Genomic DNA, 24,111 nt, shown 5'->3' on the forward strand with positions numbered 1-24,111 from the left:
CAGTTTGTGGAAATTTCAGGCAGCCTTTTTACTGTTACCCGTTAGCGGAAGACCAGCAATTATCTCGGCTTGTTCTGTCCAATGATACAACGCCAGACAGCCATCTAACTGTTCAACTAAGGCCGTGCAGCTGTCAATCCAGTCTCCATCATTACAATAGATAATACCCTGTTGTAGCCGAATTTCGGGGTGATGGATATGGCCGCATACCACGCCATCAAAACCCCCACGTTTGGCTTTGGCGATAGCCGCATCGCGATAACGGGCAATAGCATTTTGTGCGCCAGGGACTTTACTTTTAATGTAAGCGGCAAGACTAAAATAACTGCCACCGGTAAGACGACGCAGCCGATTATACCAACGGTTTAAAAATAGCAGCAAATCGTAGAGATTATCGCCAAGCCAGGCTTGGGCGCGGCCAAAATTCACCTCTTTGTCAAATTCATCACCATGAAGTAGTAGCAATTTTTTGCCTTGTGCTGTGGTATGGCTACCACGTAGTGCAATATGAATATTGCCAAAGCGTTTCCCGGCGTAAAGCCGCATTGCTTCATCATGGTTACCAGGGATATACACGATTTTGACGCCTTGTTCGGCTTTATCCAGCAAACAACGCACAATTTTATTCTGGCTTAATGTCCAATGAACTTGTTTACGCATAGCCCAGAGATCCACGATATCGCCCAGCAGGTAAATGGTATCGGCCTTAGCTTGCTCAAGAAAGTTAAGCAGATAATCAGCCTGGCAGTCTTTACAGCCCAGATGTACGTCAGATAAAAAGATAGTGCGGCAGTTCAGCATCAGTCTGTACCATGTTATCTTTGAACCGTTCCAGCATTACTGTTGGCTGTGTCAACGGTATGACGCATTTTTGACGTTTTGGTGACCTATGAGCCTTGCCCTGATCATCCCTGATCGTAAATTAGATGACTTACGCCTGCGTTTGGCGAATTTGCTATCCGATACCCACATTGAAATCTGGCCCCAAATCGCTGAGCCTGACACGGTTGATTTTGCCGTCGTGTGGAAGCAGCCACATGGCAGCCTGGCCTGCATGAAAAACCTAAAAGCTATTCAATGTTTTGGTGCGGGCGTTGATGCTATCTTGTCAGATCCCGAGTTGCCAGCCTTGCCCATAGCCCGCATTGTAGATCCAACGCTAACCGACACCATGGTGCGTTACCTGGATGGGGTGGTAAATTACTATCGGCTAAGGTTGGATCAGTTTAGTGCTCAGCAGTTGCAACGAGTTTGGAAAGCGAAAAGTCCCAGAAAATTTAGCACTATTTGTGTGTTAGGGCTGGGTGAATTAGGTGCTGCCGTCGCACAGCATTTTGTTCAACTGGGTTATAGCGTTCATGGGTGGTCTCGAGGCCGCAAAGCGCTAGACAACATTGTCTGCCATTTTGGTGATGATGGCTTAGCTGCTGCAGTGGCAACCGCCGATATTGTAATTTGTTTACTGCCATTAACGCCTGCTACAGAAAACCGGATAAATACAGCGTTTTTTCAACAGCTCAAAGAGGGTGCGGTATTTATTAATGTGGCACGCGGCGCCATAGTCGATGATGACGCCTTGCTGGAGGCGCTGGATAGTGGCCAGTTACAAGCAGCTTGTCTTGATGTCTTTCGGCAAGAACCGTTGCCCAAGCATCATCCGTTTTGGCAGCATGCTGGCATTATGATCACACCACACGTTTCTGCCGTGACAAACGTGAATACGGCGGTGGCACAGATTGCTGAAAACTATCGGCGTAGTATGCGCGGCGAAATGATGCTGAATCTGGTAGATATTAAGCGGGGCTATTAATATGTCGACAAACGATACAATCGAAATTACCACCTGGTTTTTGCAGTTTGATGCAGATATCCCCTCACACGTGGCGTGGCCTGACAAGGTGCAGTTGGTAGAGGCAGAAATAGCTAGCCCAGAATTAAATCAATTTATGTTTCGCACCGTTGGCGGGCCTTGGCGTTGGTTTAGTCGGCTAAGCTGGACTTATCAGCAATGGCTGCAGTATTTAACACAACAACAAGTACGTACCTGGCTGTTGTGGGTAAAAGGTACCCCAGCGGGGTATGTTGAATTGCTAAAGCATGACGATGGCAGTGTTGAAATTAAATTTTTTGGTTTGTTGCCTCAGTTTATCGGGCAAGGATTAGGCCAGCCTTTAGCACAGGCCGCCGTGATGCTTGCGGCACAATGGCAGGCAACAAAAATATGGCTGCATACCTGTTCTGCGGATCATCCTTCTGCGTTAAAAAATTATCAACGAGCAGGGTTTACTTTGACCCATAGTGAAACAACGCAAGAGGCATTACCGCAGTTAACTGATGGCCGCGTGCTTGCGGCAGATTTTGTTTATTCAGCTTTGGCGTATTATGCTGAAAATGCTGGTTAAATATACAGTTATTGTAACTTTATTACAATTTAACTACACTCTGTACCGGCTTAAGATAATTTAAGCCAAGCTACTAAATAAAATAATAAAATGTGTTTTGAGGTTTATTATGAGTAAAGCGTCCAATCGTGGTTTTGGCTTTACCGCAATCGCTGTTGTTGTATGTTTAATGGCGTTATCGGCATTTTTAACCAAAGCCGAAGCTGTCTGCCTTTTGTGTGGATAGCAGGAACCGAATCTGGTCAAATGGATTGACCTAAATTCAAGGGGTCTTTACTGTGAACGCGGTACCGGCCCCTTGATGTTTTAAGTGACTAGCGTTTGCTATGTCGTTCCCGATTCTCTCTTTTTTGTTCAGAATTTTTCTGTAAAAGTACATAAATAGCTGAATAACCGCCATGTTGTTTTTGCGCCGTATTACACGCTAAAACGATCGGTATTTGAGGTAGCCATTTAAACACGTAGCTACGTAAAATAGCTGGATGAGGCTTACTGTTTCGTCCCATACCGTGATGAATTAATAAGGTACGAATACCGCGTCTGTGGCAGTCTTCAATGAAGAAAAAGAGTTCACGACGTGCATCGGCCAGTGTTTTGCCAAGCAAGTTTAGCGTAGCATCCAGCTGATATTTTCCTAAGCGCAGATTGCGATAAACGCCATCCTGAACCCCATCTTTCTTGTAGGTAAACGGCTCATCGGGTTTGACTAAGTCAACATATTCCATGCTGAGATAGTTAGCGTCGTATTCCATCTCCTGTTCTGCTGCTTTACGTCTGGCTTGTTGAGCCAAGGTTGGACTGAATTCACCTGGCTCCAGCAATACCTCATCTTGTGACAGAGGTTTAACACCAGACATCTCTTGCAGAAACATGTCTATGTCATCGTTTTGCATTCTGGATACTCTTATCTTAGCGGGTCAATAATTATAACCCGCTTAAAGACGAGACAAAAGAAGTAAGCCGCTGTTACTCCGCTTCAGTCGTCAACGAACGAGCCGGAATAGCCGACTGCTGACTTGCTTTTTCCGCTCGTCGGGCTTTTGCGAAGTGTAATAAGTAATAAGCATTAATTAATAATACTAATAAATTAGAAATCACACCTTGTGGAATAGCGATATGGCTGTAATAAACAAAGAGCAGGCTGCATCCTACTAAAGTGGCGAGGCGTAGCCAAAAAACGTCTTTAATAAAAAACGCACCAATACAGATTGTTAAACCAATCCAGCTAATAATGTCGAACACGATATGTTCCATGGTGCGTTTCCAATTGCTTGTCTGACCAAAATTTGTGCGCATTATGCTGATCTGAATTAGCTTGCTCAACTGAGTAATTTTACCGCATTCAGATTAGTTAAATTGATGCATTAAATCAAAGCTTGCGCTGCTGGTTAAAAAGTGTTCTACACTTAGTTGGAGCTAAACATGGAGGGTAGATTATGTTGCCTGGAAAAGTGTACGAAGTGTTACCTTATGCATATGTCGGATTAGGCTTGGCACTCTGTTGATGTTCGATTCTTGGCTGGCTATATTGCCAGGACTTTATATCGCAGCCGCAGGTGCAGTGATTTGGATATTACGCTCTAATAATCGTCGTTCAGATGTAAAAAACGCTAATGAGAAATACGGCGGAGTACTGCCTTTCTGGCTTTATGAAATGCTACCATTTAGCTATTGCTCGGCTGCACTGTTACTATTTGTTAGTAGCGAAAATACATACGCTTATCCATTTGCTATGTTGATGCTAGTAATTGGAATGCACGTGTGGATGCTTCGTGTAAGTTCTCGCAAACATCAGCGGCCTGTTTTGGTAAAAAGATACAGACCACTGCATCATCGGATCTAAATTATTTTCTCAGATCAATTTGACTATTGGCTATCGTCGTTATTGTCGTTAGCCAAACTTGTAGATTTTGCTGCAGCTTAGCTGGGTCGATTTTATCCAGAGTGTCATTTGGTGTGTGATGATAGTCGAAGTAATCTGTGCCATCCTGTTGCAGGCTAACAACTGGCACGCCTTGGGCTTTGAGAACAGAAATGTCTGGTCCACCGGAAGCGGTGTTATCACCCATTGTTACTCCAAAAGGTGCCAGCTTTTCTTGTAGTTTTCGACCAAATGCTAAGGACTTTTCACCAAAACCGGTATCTAGCCGCCAGATAAGCCCAGCGCCAAAATCTGATTCAGAAGCAAATACATGGTTAGATAAGTTGGCAGCATGCTTGGCGGCATAGGCGCGGGCACCTATTAAGCCACCTTCTTCGTTACCAAATAACACAACACGCACGGTGCGCTCTGGGCGCGCTTGTTGTTTCAATAGGGCAGCAGTGGCCATAACTATGCCGACACCAGCACCGTCATCCAGCGCGCCGGTACCTTCATCCCATGAGTCAAGGTGAGCACCAATTAATACGATTTCTTCCGGGTACTTACTACCAGTAATCTCGGCAATCACATTATAGCTGGTGACGGTACCGGGCAATTTGTTTTGCATGTTAAGTTGCAAGCTAATCTCTGGTTTAAGTTTCAGCATTTTAGCCAGTTGCAACGCGTCAGGTACTGATATAGCAGCTGCCGGGATACGTTCTACTTCATCACTGTAGCGCATCATTCCGGTATGGGCAAAACGATTAATGCTGGTTCCAACCGAGCGAATAACAATAGCTTTAGCACCAAGTTTGGCTGCTTCAATGGCACCTGTTGCGCGAGCACCGACGACAGCACCATAAAAACTGCCGAGCTTATCTTTGCCCATGCCTTTGTTAATAAATACAATTTTGTTTTTAACTTGGGCCGGTGCTGCGGCTTTCAGTTGTTCCAGACTGTCAAACATGACAACTTGCGCGTTAATGCCATCAACTGGAGTGGCAATGGAGCCTCCAAGCGCAGTGACGACCAAACTTTGTTTGAACGGCGCGCTGACAGTTAAACTTGCCTGACCACGCTCCCAGTATTGCATGTTGAACGGTTCGGTCCAGACTTTGTCATACCCCAACTGGTTAAATTTTTGCTCAGCCCAGGCGACGGCACGTGCATCTGCTTCGCTGCCAGCAAGACGCTGGCCCACTTCTACCGTGAGTGATTCTGTTAGTTGATAGGCCAGATTGTGGTCCAATATCAGGTCATTTGCCGCGACATTTAGGCTCAGTGCCGCTGTAAGAGTAGTTAGCCAGCATTTCATCTTTTTACTGTGTCCCGTTATTGCTAAATTAGTTATGACTTTAACACCTTTTTACTTTGGTTCTACAATAACAACCGGTAGAAGTGTGTATTTGTCCGATGGAATGAATTCAGTCATTAAGGATACGTGTATGGCAGTAAGGCCGCTCAGTGTGCAGGTCGTTAAAACGTTATTCTTTGTTAAATAAGAATGATTATATTGTCGATTTGTCCTTAAATCGGTAAGATTAGGCATCACGAAAGACAGAGTCAGGCGTAATGAATTTACAAGATATGCTGGAAAACTCGGCAAAAGCCGTGAAGTTGCTTAAAGCGGTGTCGAATGAGCGACGTTTACTTATTCTTTGTCACTTATTAGAAGGTGAGTTGTCAGTAGGTGAAATGAATCAAAAGCTTGAATTGAGTCAGTCTGCTTTGTCGCAACATTTGGCGTTATTACGCAAGCATAAGTTGGTTAAAACGCGTAAGGCAGCACAAACGGTATATTACAGCCTGCAGAGTAAAGAAGCAGAAGAGTTGATTGCCTTGCTGCACAAGTTGTATTGCTCAGATCCGATAAACTAACAACAACAAAAAAGCCGGCGTAAGCCGGCTTTTTTGTTGTAACTGGTGTCTTAAGCTGCGCTTAATGCTTTAACATGTGCATTTAAACGAGCTTTATGACGTGCTGCTTTGTTCTTGTGGATCAGACCTTTAGAGGCCATACGATCCAGAACAGGCACCATTTTCTTGAATGCTTCAGTTGAAGCAGTTACGTCAGCAGTTAATACCGCCGCGTAGGTTTTCTTAATGAAAGTACGCATCATTGAACGTTGACTAGCGTTTTGCTGACGACGTTTTTCTGATTGAATTGCGCGCTTCTTAGCAGACTTAATGTTAGCCAAGGTAACACTCCTAAAAAACTAAACCGGACCCATCAAAGGCCGCATAATATGCCTATTTAATGGCCCGTTGTCAAATGCTTTAACGGTAAAGTTACAGATTTTAATCTGTGAACCTACTGGTAATCAGTTGTCATAACAAGGCAAAATAGCGACTTCATTATATAAGGACATATCAGTGTCAGCAAAGTTATTAAAATCAGGCCTTATCGTCAGTGCTATGACATTGATTTCGCGAGTATTAGGTTTGGTGCGGGATGTGGTAGTTGCCAACTTTATTGGTGCTGGCGCTGCGGCTGACGTGTTCTTTTTTGCTAATCGGATACCCAACTTTTTACGCCGTTTGTTTGCCGAAGGTGCTTTTTCACAGGCATTTGTGCCGGTGTTGGCTGAAGTTAAAGCCAAACACGGTGATGATGCTGTGCGCGAATTGCTGGCTAAAGTAGCCGGAACCCTGGGGGTTATTGTGACCCTAGTGACATTGTTTGGCGTGATAGCTTCACCGATTCTTACCATGTTATTTATGACGGGTTGGTTTATTGAATGGCTAAATGATGGCCCCGAAGCGCATAAGTTCGAGCTGGCCAGCCTGATGCTGAAAATTACCTTTCCATATCTTTGGTTTATTAGTTTAGTCGCGTTGTCTGGCGCGGTACTCAATACCTATAATCGTTTTGCAGTAGCCGCCTTTACGCCAGTATTCCTGAACATTGCCATTATTGCCTGTGCTTTATTTATGGCGCCAACGTTAAGCGAGCCTGCGCTGGCGTTAGCCTGGGGCGTATTTATTGGCGGTGTGGTGCAATTGTTGTTTCAATTACCGTTTTTAGCCAGAGCCGGCTTGTTAGTGTGGCCAAAGTGGGGCTGGCGCGATGACAACGTAGTGAAAATACGCAAATTAATGCTGCCGGCGTTATTTGGCGTGTCAGTTAGTCAGATCAATTTGTTATTAGATACGGTTATCGCTTCGTTTTTGCTTACAGGCGCCGTGAGCTGGCTCTATTACTCTGACCGCCTAATTGAGTTTCCACTGGGATTATTCGGTATTGCTATCGCAACAGTGATTTTGCCAAATTTGTCGCGTCACCATGCAAATGAAAATACCCTGCGTTTTAGCCAAACACTGGATTGGTCTCTGCGCTTTGTTGCGTTATTTGGTATACCGGCAATGGCAGGTTTAATCGTGCTGGCGCAGCCGATAATTGCGCTACTGTTTATGCGCGGCGAATTTTCGCAAAATGATGTGTTAATGGTGTCGTACAGTTTAATTGCCTACAGCACCGGTTTGCTTAGCTACATGCTGATAAAAGTGCTGGCACCCGGCTTTTACGCGCGCCAGGATATAAAAACGCCGGTACGCATTGGCATTATTGCCATGGTGGCGAATATGGTATTTAACCTCATGTTAGCGCCTTTTTTAAGCTATGTCGGTTTGGCGTTAGCAACAGCAATGTCTGCCAGTTTAAATGCATTTTTATTGTATCGTGGTTTAAAACAGGTTGGGGTGTACCAACTAAGTAAAGCTAGCATGCTATTTTTGCTGAAATTGCTGATAGCGAGTAGCCTGATGGCCGCGGTGCTGTATTGGTATACACCAACACTGACTGATTGGGTGCAACTTAGTTTAACTGTTCAGGTTTGGCGTTTGAGTACACTGTGTGTGCTGGCAGTTGTCGCGTATTTTGCGCTGTTATGGGTGTTAGGTGTACGTTTGCAACATTTTAAAGCCAATTCTGTTGCTGAAAGCAATTGATTAAGTGGTTATAATGCGCGGTTTATAAGCAGCAGTTAAATATGGCAGGCATGGAGTTAATTCGCGGATTACATAATATTCAGCCTCAGCACCGCGGTTGCGTTCTCACTATTGGTAACTTTGATGGGGTGCATCTTGGGCATCAGGCAGTATTAGCGAAAGTGGTTGCTATTGCTAAGCAAAAGCAACTGCCCTCATGTGTCATGCTGTTTGAGCCGCAACCACTTGAGGTATTTGCTGGTACAGCGGCGCCTGCGCGATTAAGTCGTTTTCGCGAAAAGTACACGGCGTTGGCACAGCTTGGTATTGATCGTTTGCTGTGCGTTAATTTTACAGCCGCTTTTGCAGCACAACAGCCACAGCAATTTATTCAGCAATTGTTGTTAAAGCAGCTAGGCGTTGAACATCTTATTGTTGGTGATGACTTCCGCTTTGGTAAAAACCGTAGTGGTAGTTTTGACCTGTTAGCGCTGGCGTCAGTGCAGCATCAGTTTGGGCTGTGTAACACATCCAGCCTGATTATGGCTGAGCAACGTATTAGCAGTACATTAATACGCCAAGCGTTGGCCGAGGACAACCTGGTGTTAGCAACGCAAATGTTAGGCCGGCCATTTTCACTTACCGGCCGGGTACGGCATGGCCGTAAGTTAGGCCGTGACTTGGGTTTCCCTACGGCAAATGTGTTTTTGTACCGGCGTAAGCTGCCTGTAGCGGGTGTATATGCGATAACGGCAAATACGGTGTTTGGTCGTTTTTATGGCGTAGCAAATATTGGCAATCGGCCTACGGTGCAGGGGCAACGACAGCAACTTGAAGCACATTTGCTCGATTTTAAAGGCGATTTATACGGTAGCCAAATTGAAGTACAGCTGCGGCATAAGCTTCGGCCAGAACAACGCTTTGATGGCCTTGAGGCACTGCAACAACAAATTGCTGCGGACGTAACAGCAGCAAAATTATTTTTTCAGCGTAATGCTTTATTTGAAGCAAGCGCAACTACTGATAAGACGGAACAGAACGGATGAGCGACTACAAGCATACCCTTAATTTGCCTGAAACGGCTTTTGCGATGCGCGCCAATCTGGCGCAGCGTGAGCCGCAAATGCTGGCAAAATGGACCGAAGCAGACTTATACGGCAAGATCCGTGCAGCAAAAAAAGGCAAGAAGAGCTTTATTTTGCATGACGGCCCGCCATACGCCAACGGCAATATCCATATTGGGCATGCAGTTAACAAAATTCTAAAAGACATTATTGTTAAAGCGAAAACGCTGTCAGACTTTGATGCGCCTTATGTGCCAGGTTGGGACTGCCATGGTTTGCCAATAGAATTAGTCGTTGAAAAGAAATATGGCAAACCGGGTACTAAATTAACCGCGGCAGAGTTTCGACAAAAATGCCGTGAGTATGCGGCAACACAAATTGATGCTCAGCGTACAGACTTTATCCGCTTAGGTGTGTTCGGTGATTGGCAGAATCCATACCGTACGATGGACTTTGACTTTGAGGCCAATATTATTCGTTCGTTGGGTAAAATCATCGACAATGGTCACTTACAACAAGGCTTTAAGCCGGTTCATTGGTGTACCGACTGCGCCTCTGCGTTAGCTGAAGCTGAAGTGGAATATCAAGATAAAGTCTCACCTGCTATCGACGTGCGTTTTGCCTTGGTTGACGAGACAGCAGTAGACCGCTTTGACCATCCTGAAGAAAAACGCGGTAATGGCAAGGTGTCTGTGGTGATCTGGACAACGACGCCCTGGACGATACCCGCCAACCGTGCCATTGCGTTAAATGCTAAGTTGGATTATAGCCTGGTTCAGGTAGAGCAAGGGCCAAACGGTGCTGAGCGGTTAATTATTGCTACCGATTTAGTACAAGATGTTATGGCGCGTGCAGGTATTGAACATTATCACACCTTAGGTTTTGCTAAAGGTATAGCGCTTGAGTTGGTGCAGGTTAGGCATCCGCTGTATGACTTTACTGTGCCACTGATTATGGGGGAGCATGTAACCACCGAATCCGGTACAGGTTGTGTACACACTGCGCCCGGCCATGGTCAGGAAGACTTTATCGTTGGTAAATTGTATAACCTTGAAGTGGCTAATCCCGTTGGTGCGAATGGGGTTTATTTACCTGATACGCCACTGTTTGCTGGTCAGCACGTGTTTAAGGCTAATGACTCTGTCGTTGAAGCGCTTAACGCAGCAGGGGCTTTGCTGGTGCATAAAGCTTACAAACATAGCTATCCTCATTGCTGGCGCCACAAAACACCTATTATCTTTCGTGCCACGCCGCAATGGTTTATCAGTATGGATAAACAGGGTTTGCGCAGTCAATCTTTAGAACAAATCGGCCAAACGCGTTGGATACCAGATTGGGGCCAGCAGCGTATTGAAAAAATGGTTGCCGGGCGCCCGGACTGGTGTATTTCACGGCAGCGTACCTGGGGTGTCCCTATTGCGTTGTTTGTCGATAAAGACACGGGGGCTTTACACCCGAATACTGCTGCGTTGATGGAGCAAGTTGCACAGTTGGTAGAAAAAGAGGGTATTCAGGCTTGGTTTGACTTAGCCGCTGAAACCCTACTGGGCGCTGATGCAGAACAATATGTTAAGGTAAGTGACACCCTAGACGTTTGGTTTGATTCTGGCGTTACCCATGCTTGTGTCGTGGGCGCACGAGCTGAATTCGGCGGTGCCGAGCAGGCCGATTTGTATCTGGAAGGTTCAGATCAGCACCGAGGCTGGTTTATGTCGTCATTAATGACGGGCGTAAGCATTAACCATAAAGCGCCTTACAAGCAGGTGTTAACCCACGGCTTTACCGTTGATGGTGATGGCCGCAAAATGTCAAAATCGCTTGGTAATGTGGTGTCGCCACAGGATGTAATGAACAAACTTGGCGCAGATATCTTGCGTTTGTGGGTGGCAACCACTGACTATACCTCAGAGATGACGGTATCAGATGAAATTTTAAATCGCGCTGCTGATAAGTATCGCCGTATTCGTAATACTGCACGTTTTTTACTTGCAAACCTGAACGGTTTTAATCCGGCAACGGATGCTGTTCCGTTTGAGCAAATGGTTGAATTGGACTTGTGGGTAGTAAGCCGTGCAGCCAAATTGCAACAAGAAATTGTTGATGCCTATGACAATTACCAGTTCCATCAGGTCAGCAGTAAGCTAATGAACTTCTGTACGGTCGAGCTTGGCAGTTTCTACCTGGATGTGATTAAAGACCGGCAATACACTGCGCACACTGATGGTTTAGCTCGTCGTTCCTGTCAAACGGCGCTTTATCACATTGCACAAGCAATGGTGCGTTGGATGGCACCTATTATGAGCTTTACTGCTCAGGAAATCTGGCAGGCGCTTCCGGGTGAGCGTGATGAGTTTGTCTTTACCGATGTTTGGTATAGCGGTTTTGCCGGCATACCGGCAGGTAAATTTGATGATGCATTTTGGCAGCAACTGCTGCAGGTTCGCGATGAAGTAAACAAAGTACTTGAAGCGGCACGTCGGGAAGAAAAAATTGGTGCATCACTGCAAGCCGAAGTGACGTTATACGCGTCTAGTCAGCTTGCAGCAAATTTAGCTAAATTAGGCGACGAGTTGCGGTTTGTATTAATTACTTCAACAGCCAATGTTAGCACTGATAACGCACCTATAGATGCGGTAAAAACTGAACTGACTGGGTTAAGTGTTCAGGTAATTGCTTCAGCTGGCGCTAAGTGTGAACGTTGTTGGCACCATCGTCAGGATGTTGGCGTTAATACCGCGCATCCGGGTTTATGCTTGCGTTGTATCGACAATGTTGAAGGTGATGGCGAATTGCGGGCTTTTGCATAATGACGCTATTTAAAGATACAGGCTGGCGACTATGGTGGCTAATGCTGTTGCTGGTATTGGCTGACCAACTGACAAAGCAAGTGGTTATCGCCAATATGCAACTGTTTGAGTCAATTGAACTGTTGCCGTTTTTTAACTTTACCTATGTCAGGAATTACGGTGCGGCATTCTCTTTTTTAAGTGATGCCGGAGGCTGGCAGCGTTGGTTTTTCACGTTTATAGCAGTGGCTATCAGTTGTGTGCTAGCGGTATGGTTGGCGCGTAATAACAAAGAACAGCTCAAGTTGAATTTAGCGCTTAGCCTAGTGTTGGCAGGGGCTATTGGTAACCTTATTGATCGCAGCGTTTATGGTTACGTAATAGACTTTTTGCATGTCTATTATCAGAACTGGCACTATCCGGCATTTAACATAGCTGACTCAGCTATCTGTATTGGTGCAGGATTATTGATTTGGGACAGTTTTAGTAGTAACGAGGTGAAAAAATGACAGACGTAGTAATCGGCGCTAAAAGTAGCGTTATTTTTCACTTTGACATTAAGTTATCCGACGGCAGTGCGGCAGAGAGTACCCGGGTACATAATAAGCCTGCTAAGCTGCAAATGGGTGATGGGAGTATTTCTCCAGCGTTTGAACTTGAGCTCACTGGCCTAAAAGCGGGAGACAAAAAAAACTTCACGCTGGCGCCAGAAGATGCTTACGGTATGCCAAACCCTGACAATATCTACTATGTTGATCGCAGTAAGTTCTCAGCTGATGCTCCAGCTAAAGCGGGAACGATTATTGGCTTTACCATGCCTGACGGTTCTGAAATGCCGGGTTTGGTGCGCGAAGTGGTTGGCGAGTCAGTGACAATAGATTTTAACCATCCTTTGGCCGGGCAAACATTGACCTTTAGCGTTGAAATTGTGCAGGTAAATTGAATATGGACATTTTGTTAGCGAATCCGCGTGGCTTTTGTGCCGGGGTAGATAGGGCTATTAGCATTGTTGAGCGTGCGTTAGAATTATACGAACCGCCAATATATGTGCGCCACGAAGTGGTACACAATAAGTTTGTTGTAGATGGTTTGCGTCGACGCGGAGCAGTGTTTGTTGATGAGCTAACCGAAGTGCCAGATGACAATATTGTTATTTTCAGCGCGCACGGTGTGTCGCAGGCCGTCCGCGAAACCGCCAGGCAACGCGGATTAAAAGTGTTTGACGCAACCTGCCCGCTAGTAACAAAAGTGCATATGGAAGTAACCAGAGCCAGCCGCAAAGGCATTGAATGCATTTTAATTGGTCATGCAGGACACCCTGAAGTTGAAGGCACCATGGGGCAGTATGATAACCCGGCTGGTGGCATTTACTTGGTTGAGTCAGCAGAAGACGTAGGCACATTACACGTTAAAAACCCAGAGCAGCTCTGTTTTAGCAGTCAAACGACGTTGTCAGTAGATGACACCGCGGATGTAATAGACGCGCTGCGTCAACGTTTTCCTGGTATTGAAGGGCCACGCAAAGACGATATTTGTTATGCCACACAAAATCGTCAGGATGCGGTGCGTGATTTAGCCAGCAAGGCCGATTTGTTATTGGTGGTGGGAGCTAAAAACAGCAGCAACTCAAATCGATTGCGCGAACTGGCTGATAAGATGGGCTGTAAAGCCTATTTAATTGATACGGCGAATGATATTCAGCAACACTGGCTAGACGGCGTGCAGGCGGTTGGCGTTACGGCTGGGGCTTCTGCACCTGAGGTACTAGTGCAGCAAGTGGTGAAACAGTTGCAGCAGTGGGGCGGTAAAACCGTCAGTGAGAACCCAGGACGGGAAGAAAACGTGGTTTTTGCGATTCCGGCGGAGCTTAGATAATTTGTTAATTTCATCAACGTGTTCATGTTTGTAAGTGTTGGGTGTAGTATTTCGATATAACTGTTAAAAAGAATGGCGTAATGCTTACCCAACTCTCCTTGCCCAAGTTGCAAATTCCTTTTCTATGTCATGGCCAGTTTATGGTCAGGGTGTTAGTGGTGTCTCAGGCCGTTGCTGTTGTGTTGGCTTTTGCCCCGGGTGTTTATGGCGACGTATGGGCTCGACTGGGTTTCATTAGTGTTTTTGTGCACTGGATTTCTATTATCACAACACTATGTTTATGTGCTGCGCGGCATAAGATTAACCAACTTAAGCCCATTAGCATAATTAGTGTGGTTTTGTGTATTTTTTTAACGCTAACTCTTATTGTTAGCGCAGTTGCATTTTCACTATTCAGCACGCTTTTTAATAGCATTAACCATGAAATGAGTGAGTTTTTGGCGAAAAACCTGATGGTTGCCTTTATTGTTGCCTTGGTTGCTGTGCAGTTTTTGATTGTGCATGCCGAGAAAAGCGAGCAATTAAACGCTCAAACCCATGCAGAACTAAACGCGTTACAAGCTAGAATACAACCGCACTTTTTATTCAATACTCTAAACACCGTAGCCGAACTTACACATATTGATGCTGATGCCGCGGAAAAATCGTTGTTGGCGTTATCAGCATTGTTTCGAGCTGCGTTGGATGTAGGAAAGCTGGTGCCATTGCAGACTGAACTGGAATTAGCTAAGCAATATTTGTCATTAGAACAGTGGCGGCTTGGGCGTCGAATGAACGTTAATTGGCAAATTCCTGATGCCTTACCCGCTATTCAGATCCCTGCTTTAACAATTCAGCCATTATTGGAAAACGCCATTAGATACGGCATTGAAAATAGTACAGAAGCCGGCAAACTGAATATCTTTTCTATAGAAAGCCGCAATGCACTAACAATAGTAATTACTAATCCATATTATCAAAGCATTAAAAGCAGTGGAGGAAATGGTATTGCTTTGGATAACATTCGCCAGCGTCTTATGCTGCAATATGGCAGCAGCGCAAGTTTAACCTTCGGTAATAGTGAAGGGTTGTATCGGGTTAAGCTTGTCATTCCAAAGTCTTAACGGAGTATAAATGCGAATTTTAATTGTCGATGATGAACCACTTGCCAGAGCAAGACTAAAGCGTTTAATCGCGGGGTATACAAACTACACCTGCATTGGTGAAGCAGAAACGGCGCAGCAGGCATTTGAATTAGTTGGTGCTCTACAGCCAGATGTTTTATTACTTGATATAGAGATGCCGCAGCAAGACGGGCTTAGCTTAGGCAAGCGCATTCTAGCGTTGCCCACGCCACCTGCTCTAATTTACGTTACTGCACATCCTGAATATGCGTTAGAAGCTTATCAGGCATCACCTGCAGATTACGTGTTAAAACCTGTGTCGGAACAAAGGTTGCTTAGTGCACTTGAGCGTGTTGGCAAGCAGACAAAAGCGCACATTGAAAAGAAGCAACAAGAAGCCAAATTTACTTTTATGCAAGGCGGCGTTTCTCGTAAAATCGCGATGAAAGATATTTTATATTTCACCGCTGAAGACAAATACGTTCGCATGGTATACCGCGATGGTGATGCATTGATCGAGCAAAGCTTGGCACACCTTGAAACATTAAAGCCTGAACTTTTTTTGAGAATTCATCGTCAGAATTTGGTCAATATCAGTTACATCCAGCGCCTGTACTTAATCGAAGGTCAGCATTGGATAACACTAAACCAAACAGATATAAAGTTAAAAGTTAGCCGACGGGCCGTGTCGTCTGTTAAATCTGCGGCAGTCATTTTGTGATAACTTACCATTCGTCGTTACAACTTACCGTTAATCAGTAAGCCTTGTACTTTCAATATCTGCTTCTATATATTAACCTGTGAAATTAAACTATTACAGCCTCAAAACACTAGTGGTATATAAATGAAAAGTCATATTACAAACAGGAGTTTGAACAAAGGGTTTACCTTAGTGGAGTTAATGATATCCGTGGCTGTTGTAGGAATCGTTGCCTTCATCGCTATCCCTTCTTATGGACGTTTTATTGCTGCTAATCGCTTGAGTGCTCAGGCAAATGAAATGTTATCTGCAATTACTTACAGCCGTTCAGAAGCAATAAGGTTGAATAGAAACATTATGTTTTGTAATACGACTGATGGTGCTACTTGCAACTCTACATCCGGTGCGTGGCAGCAATGGTTAGTGCTTGACCCTCTAAATGGGGTTTTACGAACCAGTCATATTATAAATTCAAGTTTGAATGTACTTTCGGACACCGGTATGACAAATGATACTATTGTATTTACCCCAATGGGGTTAGCCAGAAATGCGGCAAATACCCGCTTACCGTATAACGGCATTATACGTGTTTGTGTAGTGGATTCTGCCCTGGATTCAAATGGGCGTGACGTAGAGATTAGCAGTGGAGGGCGTATTATGATAGAGCGCTTTTTAACCAATAGTGGCACCTGTGCGAAGCCGGAGGTTTAAACGATGAAAATGCGTCCGATATGTGTATTAAACCGGCAAAAAGGCGTTACGTTGCTCGAAGTGTTAATTGCAATGCTGGTGCTTGGAATTGGTATTTTGGGGGTTGCAGGTTTGCAAACGGCAAGTTTAAGAAATGTTCAAAGTTCTTATGAGCGCTCTCAAGCCGTTATTCTAATGGACATGTTAGCCGAAACGCTGCGAGCAGATGCTCGAAGTGCTCGGTTAGGGAATTATGATATTGAGTGCGACAACGCAGCATTAGCCACTTGGACTGGCATGGTAAGGACTGCTTTAAATAACGACAGTGCTTGTGTTGAAATAGACTGGCAAGCAGATACGGCAACCTATGTCCTCACCTTAAGTTGGTCCGATGAGCGAATCGCCTTGGGTTCAGATTCTTCTTTATCACTTCGAGTAACACCATGAACAGAAAACCTGATATCTCGTCTTGGCTGAATAAAAACCATGGTTTTACACTCATAGAGTTAATGATTGCCATGGTACTTGGTATTATCTTGTTGGGTGGTGTCATTGGCATTTTTTTAGCTAATCAAGAAACCAGTAGAATAAATAGTCAACTTAGCCAACTTCAAACATCTGCACGCGTGTCTTTTCAATTACTTTCCCGTGATTTACGAAGTGCATCCTTTTCTGGTTGCGGTAACAACCCGAACGTGGTCAATGTAACCACTGCATTTAACGTAGCTGCAGCGCCATGGGCAACTTGGAATGGCGGCGTACTTGGTTATGATACTGCACTACCACAAATCGCTGGTATGACACCTTTTGCCGGAACTGATGCAATCAGACTAATGTACGGTACCGGTGATGGTGTAACCGTTTCTGGCCACGATGTTGCCAGTAGCACCTTTACCGTAAACCTTAGCCCTGCCGCAAACGGGTTTGTGGTTGGTGAGCTAGCTTTAGTTTGTGATGCAAGCGCAAAGGCCGCATTGTTCGAAATAACCAATATTGCGAATGCGGTTCCGTTTCAAGTCCGGCATTTGCAAGGCGCTGCCAGTAATGCCAGCGGTTTTTTAGGGCTGCCTCTTGGCTCACCTACAACCTTTGGTTTAGGTGCAATGGTTATGCCTTTGGAGTCAGTTGCTTGGTTTGTAGCAGAGAACCAAAACAATGGAAAATCGTTATACCGTTCAATTGTGGTGAATGGGGCTGAACAGGCAGATGAAATTATAGATGGCGTCGATAATTTGCAATTTGAATATGAAGTGCTTCAAGGCACTGCGCCTCCGGGCGTTTGGATGTCGGCAAATAATGTTCCTGCAACCAGTTGGGGGCTTGTTATTAGTGTGCGCGTTGTCTTAACAATGGAAAATGGTACACAGATGTCGGACAACCTAAACACAATGAACCATATGGTTGCTAACAGAAATAGGATGCAATGATATGAAATCTGTTAAAGCACAGCAAGGCATAGCGTTAATTGTAGGGTTGTTACTATTACTGGCAATTACATTGTTAGCCGTATCATCAATACGCGACAGTTCTTTACAAGAGCGTATGACATCCAATCTTACGGAGCGTGAGCTGGCTTATCAGCTTGTTGAAGCAACGTTAATGTTTGCCCAGCAACAAGTTAATGTTGCCAACCCTTTTTTGTTATGTGAAGGCGGCCGTGCGGGATTTTACTGTCAGCCAGACCCCACGCTTGCAGATAGATGGGTGGCCGTGAATACGGTATGGGGTAATGATGGCCCCGATGACGGCCAACTTGGTACTGCAGAATATATTGCAGAGTATATGGGGCAGTGGGTTAATACTGCTATAGACAGCTGCTCAAATGCTGGCCAGGCAGAAATTCCTGAAGAATGTTTACGCGATACTTGGCGTATCACTGCTCGTACAACAGATGCAGGCGGTGCGAATGTCATGCTGCAATCTATATTCCGTATATGATGGCGATGAGGTCAATTATGAAAACTTTTTTTAAATCGGTACAGCTAGCGTTTTTGATTGGCTTAGGGCTTGGCATTAACATAGCAAACGCGGCTGTTGAAATTGCCGAAGCACCATTACAAACAGGTAGCGCTGTAGCCCCCAATATTTATTTTGTGTTAGATGATTCTGGTTCAATGCAGTGGGAAGTGATGCCAGACGATTATGCGTTTGTAAATTCGAATATTCTTGGGTATTTGTTTCCTATTCCAGAAAACATGTATCAGGGGTTAAACCGGTTTGACAACCGTATTCCTGAGTTTGATGACGATAACATTCACCACATTATTAAACGTTCAGCTGAAATCAATAAGGTATTTTATAATCCAAGTGTTACTTATCAACCTTGGATAAAAGCTGACGGCAGTAGCTTTGGCAATATGTCACCCACCAATGCGCTTTGGGACCCCTACGTAAGTTCTGTTGGCAGTATCAATTTAACTGCGCAGCAGTCATTTGATCGCTGGTACTCACATGAGTCTAATTTAAGTAGCCGCAGTACAAGTAACTCTTCAAAAAATTACTGGCCAATGACCTTTTTTGTTTACGACGGGAGCGGTAGTACTACCGATCCTGATAATTACAAAGGTTATAGTATCCAAGGCAACCGTGTTTATGAAAAAAACATGAGCAGTAATGGCTCATGGACTAGAAAATATGATGCTTTCAGCTGGCAAAGAACAGTGGTTGATGCTCTAGGAAATTCAGTTACCGAGAACTTTACGCGCTCAATTTCAGAGGAAAAACAAAACTTCGCTAACTGGTTTTCGTATTATCGTTCTCGTATCCTTGCTGCCAGAGCCGGTACCAGTATTGCCTTTGCCGATGCAACAGCTGACTATCGTATTGGCTTTACTACCCTTGCCGCTTCAAAAACTGCGAGTAACACCTTAACCATTCCACTGCCTTCACTGGGCGATATTGAAAAAGGCACTTTCTCAGACGGAAATAAAAATACCTGGTTTGATTTGCTGTTTAAGGTGCCAATGAATAATGGAACCCCTTTGCGTAATGCTGTTAAATGGGTAGGAGATCAGTACACTCGTACCGATGCTGCGGGGCCTTGGGGGCCTGCGTCTGATGATGATCAAATAAGTTGTCGACAGTCTTTTGCCATTGTAACAACCGATGGATATTACAATGGGGCGTCGCCCGGTGTTGGTAATGTTGATAACGCGAATGGGGTAGAATTTGTACATCCAACAAATACCAACAATAATTTTCAGTATATAGCTGAAGAACCTTATAACGATGGCCATTCAAATACTCTGGCTGACGTTGCCATGAAATATTGGAAAAATGATTTACGTACAGACCTCGATAATAATGTACCCTTGGCCAATAGTGGCAAAAACCCTGCTTTTTGGCAGCATATGTCAACTTATGCGGTGTCAATTGGTGTTAAAGGTACTAAAGATCCAAAATCAGATGCGCCAGGAAATTGGCCCAACCCCAGTAATGGCAATGGCGAAAAAATAGACGACTTATGGCATGCTGCAGTAAACGGGCGTGGTGAGTTTATTGCAGCCTCTAAACCTGACGAGTTTACTCAGGCACTTCAACGAATTTTGCGTAGTATTTCTGAAGCAACAGGAAGTGCATCCAACCTGGCGGGGTCAACAACCTCTTTGGAGTCTGAAGCCGGTTTGTTTAGCGCCAGTTTTAATAGTGGTGACTGGTCTGGTGATTTAGTTGCAGTAGATACCAATAATGCGTTTAGTCAAACGTGGTCAGCCGCCAGCAAACTTGACACCCGAGTTCCTGCTAGCCGGCAGATATATTTTGGTAAAACCAATACAACAGCTGATATTTTTGTTGGAGCAAATGTTACCGACTCAATTTTAACTGATGATCAAGTAGACTATTTACGAGGTGAAACATCCAAAGAGCAAAAAAATGGGGGCAACTTCAGAAATCGTGGCTCTATATTGGGTGACATCGCTAATTCTACGCCATTATTAGTCGAAGGTATTACGAATCGTAATTATCAACTATATAGCTGGGGCGCAGGTTATGAGTCTTTCCGAAAAGACAGGTTAACTCGTGCACCAACGGTTTATGTCGGCGCAAATGACGGTATGCTGCATGCTTTTAATGCCGCTACTGGAGATGAACGTTTTGCGTACATTCCTGTTGCCGCAATGGAAAATATTGACAAACTAACAGACCCAGATTATGTGCACCGCTATTATGTTGATGGCTCTCCTATTGTTGCAGACATTCAGGATTCAAGTGGTAATTGGAAAAGTATCTTGTTAGGCAGTATGGGTCGAGGTGGCAACAGTTTATTCGCACTGGATATCACTGAGCCAACTAGCTTCACAAAAACCAATGTTTTATGGGACAGAAGTTACTCTGCTTTGGGGGTAACAACAGCTAAACCCTTAGTAGCACGCTTGAAGAATAATAAGTGGGTTGCCATTATTGGCTATGGTTACAATAACGAGCGTTCAAATAAAGGTGGTTTACTGGTAATAGATTTAAGCAATAACGGTGAAGTGTTGTGGCAAATTGATTTACCTAACAGTGTTGCTACCGATAATGGATTTGGCCAGCTTGAAGGTTGGGATGCTGATGAAGATGGTAATTTAGATTGGGTTTTTGCCGGCGATTTACACGGTAATGTTTGGAAGTTTGATTTAACCGTTGCAGATCCTACAGCTAATGGTATCGCTTATAGTAATACCCCGTTATTTACCGCAAAATCAGGAGCAGGTGTAAAGCAATCTATAACAGGTGGTATTTCATTGGCGCGAGAGCCAGGTACCGGTCAGCTTTGGGTCTATTTTGGTACAGGTAAACTATTATCAAATGCCGACCCTATCAATACTGATCAACAGTCATGGTATGGCATAAAAGATGGCAGTCCTATTATTAGCCGCGATTCTCAGTTAGTAGAGCGAACTATGACAAATGTAGGCTCTGGAGCGAGAAGTATCGAAGATGTGTCGACGAATGATCTTGCAGCCAAGCGAGGATGGTTTATCGATTTGGTTGATACTCGCGAGCGTATTGTGCAAAAACCTCAAGTGCGTTCAGTGAATTTAGGCAGCACCCTGGGTAGTGGATTAGTTGTTGCATCCACAGTGCCAACCAGTGATTTCTGTAGTCCTTCAAGCGATGGTTGGGTAATGGCGGTCAATCCGTTTACGGGAGGCCGGTTAACTGTGCCTTATTTTGATATCTCTAAGGATGGTAATTTTGATGGCGATGATGCAATAACAGACCCTGATTCGGGAGAAACCACCGTGGCAAGTGGTGTTAAATTTGTTGGAATGTCGGGTGATATTTTAATTGTTGGTGAAGAAGGTTTTGTGCAGCCATTAGAAGTTATTAATATTAATACCGGTACGATAGCTGGCCGTGTATCTTGGCGTGAGATGTCAAATTGAGGAAGTATGGTATGAAAAAAAATATGGGCTTCTCATTAATTGAAATAATGGTTGTTGTTGCGATAGTTGGTATTCTGGCAAGCGTCGCTTTACCTGCTTATCAGCGGTATGTTATTAAAGCAAATCGAACTGCAGCAACGGCATGTTTAGTAGAGTTATCTCAGATTTTTGAACGCACATATACACAAAACATGGCCTATAATCCGGCTGGTTTTGTGTTGCCGCCGATCCAATGCATTACTGAGTTATCTCAACGCTATACCATCACATTAGGAAATCATGCAGCAAGAACATTTACTTTGTCTGCTGCTCCAACGTCATTACAAAACGATTCTGAATGCGGCACGTTAACTTTAAACCAATCTGGTCAAAAGGGTGCCGCTGGTGGGGTTGATGCTACTGCTGTTAGAAGTTGTTGGTAATATATTGATTTGAAAATTTGATCTTTTGAAATAATGTTGTAACTTTATAGTTAATTTTAATTAGCTAAGAGCATAGGGATATGCGGTTACAACATGGATTTAGTCTTGTTGAAGTCTTAGTAACGCTGCTGATTTTAAAAGTGGCCTTATTGGGGCTGTTAGCGGCGCAAACAATGAGCTTGCGCCAGCTGCAAGATGCAATACAACGAACTCAGGCTGTTGCGTTAAGCCATAGCCTATTGAGTGAACTACAGGCCAATCGTCAACTGGCTAATGTGATTGGTCAACCGTTAACACCTAGCTCTGAATTGCCGCCCGCACCGGACTGTACACCCCCTTCCCAATGTAATCTCATGCAAATTGGTGCTAACCAACTTAATAACTGGTTTGGCAGTTTTCAAAGTACTGCTGGCGGTAATATTAGTAATCCGACAATGTGTTTGCAGTCGCAGGGAGCTTCATTTCTGCTGCAAATGAGTTGGCAGCAACGCTCAGCACAGTCACCACAAGATACACCGTCTTGCTATGCTGCAACCGGCCGCAGTGCTTTAGCTGTTGAAGGCGGTGGGTGGTAGCAATGAAGCGCTTATCAGGTTTCACTTTAACTGAGTTACTTATTGCCATGATGCTGGGGTTAATTCTGCTTAGCATGGCGATAACTGCCTTTAGTGCTGTTAGTAAATCCACACGGCAAGCTCAGCAGCTGGCTGAATTGCAGCAAAACGCACAACTGTTAATCAGTTTATTTCACAATGAACTGGCGAATGTCGGCTTTTGGGGTGGGCGTTCAGCACCCGCTATGGCCACAACGTTTGCTCTACCAATCTTGCCAGTCGGAGATTGTTTGGAACCAGCACTGGATAGCGGTAGCTTTCCAAGCCAAGATCAACATTTTGTTACCCTTTATGCGCAGTTTGTTAATGGTGGCCGCCAACTAAACTGTCTGCCAGAACCACTGCCACAGACTGAATTTTTGCAAGTTAAGCGGTTAATTGGTTTACAAACGCCAATAGCCGAGATGCGACAGAATCGGTTTTATCTTGAAACTCAATGGCAGCATAGCCGCTTTGTTAGTAGTGATAGCGCAGGATTAAGCGAGCATTTTCACTACTTTCCCTATCAGCATCTGGTGTTTTATTTGCAGCAACAACGTGTAGATGGTGATGTTATCCCGGTGTTGATGCGCAAAAGGTTGAGTAGGAATCAAGCCGGTATGGCAGTGATTAGCACTGACTCTATCTTAGACGGTGTCGAACGAATGCATTTTGAATTTGGTATTGATAGCGATGCTGACGGCCAGCTGAACTATCAACTGGCAACCACTGAGGTGCCTGCAGCCGCCTGGCAACAGCAAGGTGTACACATCATTAGCCTTAAATACTATGTACTACTTCGGGCGCGTAAGCCGGATCCTGCCTATGTCAATGAACAGCAATATGATATGGGGCAATTTCAGTTTGTCGCACCTGGTGATCACTATCGCCGGATGCTAGTTAGCAGCAGTATTTTCTTTCAAAACAACGCGCTATAGGAGCACGCTATGTCCGCAATGAAAGGAGTAGTACTGATCATGGCCTTGGTATTTTTATTAATTATGACTTTATTGGTGACAGCGATGTTACTGGTTACTCAGCTTAGCCATAAAGCCGCTTATTCCGGCCAACAGCAACTGCAAATATCTCAGCAGGCGCTGCAGCAGCATTTGCAACAAATGCAGTTACCAAGTGACAGTAACGAGGACGCGATTGAAAGCATGTCAACTTGTCCGGCGCAATATGCTGCTTGGACATCTGACACACTACGTTGCGATCTTCAGTTGTTGAGCACAGAGACTTACTCTGATAACCGCTATTTCTATGCTGGCTACAGTAGCCTGGTGTTACAGCAAAATTTAGCTTTGGGGAGTCATTAA

The 24,111-nt window shown here is 44.7% G+C and carries 25 protein-coding genes; 20 read left to right on the plus strand and 5 right to left on the minus strand.

Features of this window, described 5'->3' with window-relative positions; all coding sequences use genetic code 11:
* Positions 1–15 precede the first annotated feature (15 nt).
* Complete coding sequence (locus H595_RS0108105; protein WP_027670760.1) at positions 16–801, minus strand: UDP-2,3-diacylglucosamine diphosphatase; 786 nt, start codon at positions 799–801, stop codon at positions 16–18.
* 88 nt (positions 802–889) lie between these two features.
* Between H595_RS0108105 and H595_RS0108110 the strand changes: the two genes are divergently transcribed.
* Entirely contained in the window at positions 890–1,810 is a 921-nt protein-coding gene (locus tag H595_RS0108110; protein WP_027670761.1) for a 2-hydroxyacid dehydrogenase, read from the plus strand.
* 1 nt (position 1,811) lies between these two features.
* The gene (locus H595_RS0108115; RefSeq protein ID WP_027670762.1) at positions 1,812–2,402 is read left to right on the plus strand and encodes a GNAT family N-acetyltransferase; all 591 of its coding nucleotides are present in this window, start codon (positions 1,812–1,814) and stop codon (positions 2,400–2,402) included.
* A gap of 314 nt (positions 2,403–2,716) precedes the next feature.
* On the opposite strand, the gene smrA is transcribed toward H595_RS0108115, so the two are convergent.
* From smrA to H595_RS0108140, 3 genes are all read right to left on the minus strand, one after another.
* Entirely contained in the window at positions 2,717–3,295 is a 579-nt protein-coding gene (gene smrA, locus H595_RS0108125; protein ID WP_027670763.1) for a DNA endonuclease SmrA, read from the minus strand.
* A gap of 73 nt (positions 3,296–3,368) precedes the next feature.
* On the minus strand, positions 3,369–3,656 hold the full coding sequence (locus H595_RS0108130) for a hypothetical protein (RefSeq protein ID WP_027670764.1): 288 nt from the start codon (positions 3,654–3,656) through the stop codon (positions 3,369–3,371).
* Positions 3,657–4,246: 590 nt separating this feature from the next.
* Positions 4,247–5,578, minus strand: a complete 1,332-nt coding sequence (locus H595_RS0108140) for a M20/M25/M40 family metallo-hydrolase (protein ID WP_027670766.1) — start codon at positions 5,576–5,578, stop codon at positions 4,247–4,249.
* A gap of 257 nt (positions 5,579–5,835) precedes the next feature.
* Here H595_RS0108140 and H595_RS0108145 point away from each other — a divergent pair, with 257 nt between their 5' ends.
* Positions 5,836–6,141 carry an ArsR/SmtB family transcription factor gene (locus H595_RS0108145; protein ID WP_027670767.1) on the plus strand — a complete coding sequence of 102 codons (306 nt, stop codon included), beginning with the start codon at positions 5,836–5,838 and terminating at the stop codon, positions 6,139–6,141.
* A 50-nt stretch (positions 6,142–6,191) separates the two neighbouring features.
* Here H595_RS0108145 and rpsT read toward each other — a convergent pair whose 3' ends face one another.
* Positions 6,192–6,461: a 30S ribosomal protein S20 gene (rpsT, locus tag H595_RS0108150; protein ID WP_027670768.1), complete on the minus strand. Its 270-nt coding sequence runs from the start codon at positions 6,459–6,461 to the stop codon at positions 6,192–6,194.
* Between the two features lie 175 nt (positions 6,462–6,636).
* On the opposite strand from rpsT, the gene murJ reads away from it, so the two are divergent.
* From murJ to H595_RS0108235, 17 genes are all read left to right on the plus strand, one after another.
* Complete coding sequence (gene murJ, locus H595_RS0108155) at positions 6,637–8,211, plus strand: murein biosynthesis integral membrane protein MurJ (RefSeq protein WP_027670769.1); 1,575 nt, start codon at positions 6,637–6,639, stop codon at positions 8,209–8,211.
* Positions 8,212–8,252: 41 nt separating this feature from the next.
* A complete protein-coding gene (ribF, locus tag H595_RS21895) occupies positions 8,253–9,236 on the plus strand; it encodes a bifunctional riboflavin kinase/FAD synthetase (RefSeq protein WP_338109704.1) in 984 nt (327 codons plus the stop codon).
* A complete protein-coding gene (ileS, locus tag H595_RS0108165; protein ID WP_027670770.1) occupies positions 9,233–12,061 on the plus strand; it encodes an isoleucine--tRNA ligase in 2,829 nt (942 codons plus the stop codon). The genes ribF and ileS overlap by 4 nt, the downstream gene beginning before the upstream one ends.
* Positions 12,061–12,549 carry a signal peptidase II gene (gene lspA / locus H595_RS0108170; RefSeq protein ID WP_037054128.1) on the plus strand — a complete coding sequence of 163 codons (489 nt, stop codon included), beginning with the start codon at positions 12,061–12,063 and terminating at the stop codon, positions 12,547–12,549. The genes ileS and lspA overlap by 1 nt, the downstream gene beginning before the upstream one ends.
* On the plus strand, positions 12,546–12,983 hold the full coding sequence (gene fkpB / locus H595_RS0108175; protein WP_027670772.1) for an FKBP-type peptidyl-prolyl cis-trans isomerase: 438 nt from the start codon (positions 12,546–12,548) through the stop codon (positions 12,981–12,983). The genes lspA and fkpB overlap by 4 nt, the downstream gene beginning before the upstream one ends.
* Positions 12,984–12,985: 2 nt before the next feature.
* Positions 12,986–13,915: a 4-hydroxy-3-methylbut-2-enyl diphosphate reductase gene (ispH, locus tag H595_RS0108180; protein WP_027670773.1), complete on the plus strand. Its 930-nt coding sequence runs from the start codon at positions 12,986–12,988 to the stop codon at positions 13,913–13,915.
* An 80-nt stretch (positions 13,916–13,995) separates the two neighbouring features.
* Positions 13,996–15,018: a sensor histidine kinase gene (locus H595_RS0108185; RefSeq protein WP_051219791.1), complete on the plus strand. Its 1,023-nt coding sequence runs from the start codon at positions 13,996–13,998 to the stop codon at positions 15,016–15,018.
* A gap of 10 nt (positions 15,019–15,028) precedes the next feature.
* Positions 15,029–15,739: a LytR/AlgR family response regulator transcription factor gene (locus tag H595_RS0108190; RefSeq protein ID WP_027670775.1), complete on the plus strand. Its 711-nt coding sequence runs from the start codon at positions 15,029–15,031 to the stop codon at positions 15,737–15,739.
* 123 nt (positions 15,740–15,862) lie between these two features.
* The gene (locus H595_RS0108195; protein WP_084153535.1) at positions 15,863–16,429 is read left to right on the plus strand and encodes a GspH/FimT family pseudopilin; all 567 of its coding nucleotides are present in this window, start codon (positions 15,863–15,865) and stop codon (positions 16,427–16,429) included.
* 3 nt (positions 16,430–16,432) lie between these two features.
* Complete coding sequence (gene pilV / locus H595_RS0108200) at positions 16,433–16,855, plus strand: type IV pilus modification protein PilV (protein ID WP_051219793.1); 423 nt, start codon at positions 16,433–16,435, stop codon at positions 16,853–16,855.
* The gene (locus tag H595_RS0108205; RefSeq protein ID WP_027670778.1) at positions 16,852–17,835 is read left to right on the plus strand and encodes a PilW family protein; all 984 of its coding nucleotides are present in this window, start codon (positions 16,852–16,854) and stop codon (positions 17,833–17,835) included. The genes pilV (H595_RS0108200) and H595_RS0108205 overlap by 4 nt, the downstream gene beginning before the upstream one ends.
* A 1-nt stretch (position 17,836) precedes the next feature.
* A complete protein-coding gene (locus H595_RS0108210; protein WP_027670779.1) occupies positions 17,837–18,346 on the plus strand; it encodes a pilus assembly PilX family protein in 510 nt (169 codons plus the stop codon).
* A 17-nt stretch (positions 18,347–18,363) separates the two neighbouring features.
* Positions 18,364–21,777, plus strand: coding sequence for a pilus assembly protein (locus tag H595_RS0108215; RefSeq protein WP_027670780.1), 3,414 nt, complete (start codon positions 18,364–18,366; stop codon positions 21,775–21,777).
* An 11-nt stretch (positions 21,778–21,788) separates the two neighbouring features.
* A complete protein-coding gene (locus tag H595_RS0108220; RefSeq protein ID WP_027670781.1) occupies positions 21,789–22,199 on the plus strand; it encodes a type IV pilin protein in 411 nt (136 codons plus the stop codon).
* Between the two features lie 80 nt (positions 22,200–22,279).
* Positions 22,280–22,774 carry a type IV pilus modification protein PilV gene (gene pilV, locus H595_RS23450; RefSeq protein WP_051219795.1) on the plus strand — a complete coding sequence of 165 codons (495 nt, stop codon included), beginning with the start codon at positions 22,280–22,282 and terminating at the stop codon, positions 22,772–22,774.
* A 2-nt stretch (positions 22,775–22,776) separates the two neighbouring features.
* Positions 22,777–23,730: a PilW family protein gene (locus tag H595_RS0108230; RefSeq protein ID WP_027670782.1), complete on the plus strand. Its 954-nt coding sequence runs from the start codon at positions 22,777–22,779 to the stop codon at positions 23,728–23,730.
* Between the two features lie 9 nt (positions 23,731–23,739).
* Complete coding sequence (locus H595_RS0108235; protein WP_156885945.1) at positions 23,740–24,111, plus strand: hypothetical protein; 372 nt, start codon at positions 23,740–23,742, stop codon at positions 24,109–24,111.

The sequence above is a fragment of the Rheinheimera baltica DSM 14885 genome, assembly GCF_000425345.1.
Lineage (GTDB): Bacteria > Pseudomonadota > Gammaproteobacteria > Enterobacterales > Alteromonadaceae > Alishewanella > Alishewanella baltica.

What these genes read in the sequence shown, in the direction of transcription:
- H595_RS0108105 (WP_027670760.1), bottom strand. Translation starts at nt 801, where the DNA reads ATGCTGAACTGCCGCACTATCTTTTTATCTGACGTACATCTGGGCTGT.
- pilV (WP_051219795.1), top strand. Translation starts at nt 22,280, where the DNA reads ATGCGGTTACAACATGGATTTAGTCTTGTTGAAGTCTTAGTAACGCTG.
- H595_RS0108230 (WP_027670782.1), top strand. Translation starts at nt 22,777, where the DNA reads ATGAAGCGCTTATCAGGTTTCACTTTAACTGAGTTACTTATTGCCATG.
- H595_RS0108130 (WP_027670764.1), bottom strand. Translation starts at nt 3,656, where the DNA reads ATGGAACATATCGTGTTCGACATTATTAGCTGGATTGGTTTAACAATC.
- lspA (WP_037054128.1), top strand. Translation starts at nt 12,061, where the DNA reads ATGACGCTATTTAAAGATACAGGCTGGCGACTATGGTGGCTAATGCTG.
- H595_RS0108110 (WP_027670761.1), top strand. Translation starts at nt 890, where the DNA reads ATGAGCCTTGCCCTGATCATCCCTGATCGTAAATTAGATGACTTACGC.
- ispH (WP_027670773.1), top strand. Translation starts at nt 12,986, where the DNA reads ATGGACATTTTGTTAGCGAATCCGCGTGGCTTTTGTGCCGGGGTAGAT.
- ileS (WP_027670770.1), top strand. Translation starts at nt 9,233, where the DNA reads ATGAGCGACTACAAGCATACCCTTAATTTGCCTGAAACGGCTTTTGCG.
- ribF (WP_338109704.1), top strand. Translation starts at nt 8,253, where the DNA reads ATGGCAGGCATGGAGTTAATTCGCGGATTACATAATATTCAGCCTCAG.
- H595_RS0108185 (WP_051219791.1), top strand. Translation starts at nt 13,996, where the DNA reads ATGCTTACCCAACTCTCCTTGCCCAAGTTGCAAATTCCTTTTCTATGT.
- H595_RS0108220 (WP_027670781.1), top strand. Translation starts at nt 21,789, where the DNA reads ATGAAAAAAAATATGGGCTTCTCATTAATTGAAATAATGGTTGTTGTT.
- H595_RS0108215 (WP_027670780.1), top strand. Translation starts at nt 18,364, where the DNA reads ATGAAAACTTTTTTTAAATCGGTACAGCTAGCGTTTTTGATTGGCTTA.
- pilV (WP_051219793.1), top strand. Translation starts at nt 16,433, where the DNA reads ATGAAAATGCGTCCGATATGTGTATTAAACCGGCAAAAAGGCGTTACG.
- H595_RS0108145 (WP_027670767.1), top strand. Translation starts at nt 5,836, where the DNA reads ATGAATTTACAAGATATGCTGGAAAACTCGGCAAAAGCCGTGAAGTTG.
- H595_RS0108195 (WP_084153535.1), top strand. Translation starts at nt 15,863, where the DNA reads ATGAAAAGTCATATTACAAACAGGAGTTTGAACAAAGGGTTTACCTTA.
- smrA (WP_027670763.1), bottom strand. Translation starts at nt 3,295, where the DNA reads ATGCAAAACGATGACATAGACATGTTTCTGCAAGAGATGTCTGGTGTT.
- H595_RS0108115 (WP_027670762.1), top strand. Translation starts at nt 1,812, where the DNA reads ATGTCGACAAACGATACAATCGAAATTACCACCTGGTTTTTGCAGTTT.
- H595_RS0108190 (WP_027670775.1), top strand. Translation starts at nt 15,029, where the DNA reads ATGCGAATTTTAATTGTCGATGATGAACCACTTGCCAGAGCAAGACTA.
- H595_RS0108210 (WP_027670779.1), top strand. Translation starts at nt 17,837, where the DNA reads ATGAAATCTGTTAAAGCACAGCAAGGCATAGCGTTAATTGTAGGGTTG.
- fkpB (WP_027670772.1), top strand. Translation starts at nt 12,546, where the DNA reads ATGACAGACGTAGTAATCGGCGCTAAAAGTAGCGTTATTTTTCACTTT.
- H595_RS0108205 (WP_027670778.1), top strand. Translation starts at nt 16,852, where the DNA reads ATGAACAGAAAACCTGATATCTCGTCTTGGCTGAATAAAAACCATGGT.
- H595_RS0108235 (WP_156885945.1), top strand. Translation starts at nt 23,740, where the DNA reads ATGTCCGCAATGAAAGGAGTAGTACTGATCATGGCCTTGGTATTTTTA.
- H595_RS0108140 (WP_027670766.1), bottom strand. Translation starts at nt 5,578, where the DNA reads ATGAAATGCTGGCTAACTACTCTTACAGCGGCACTGAGCCTAAATGTC.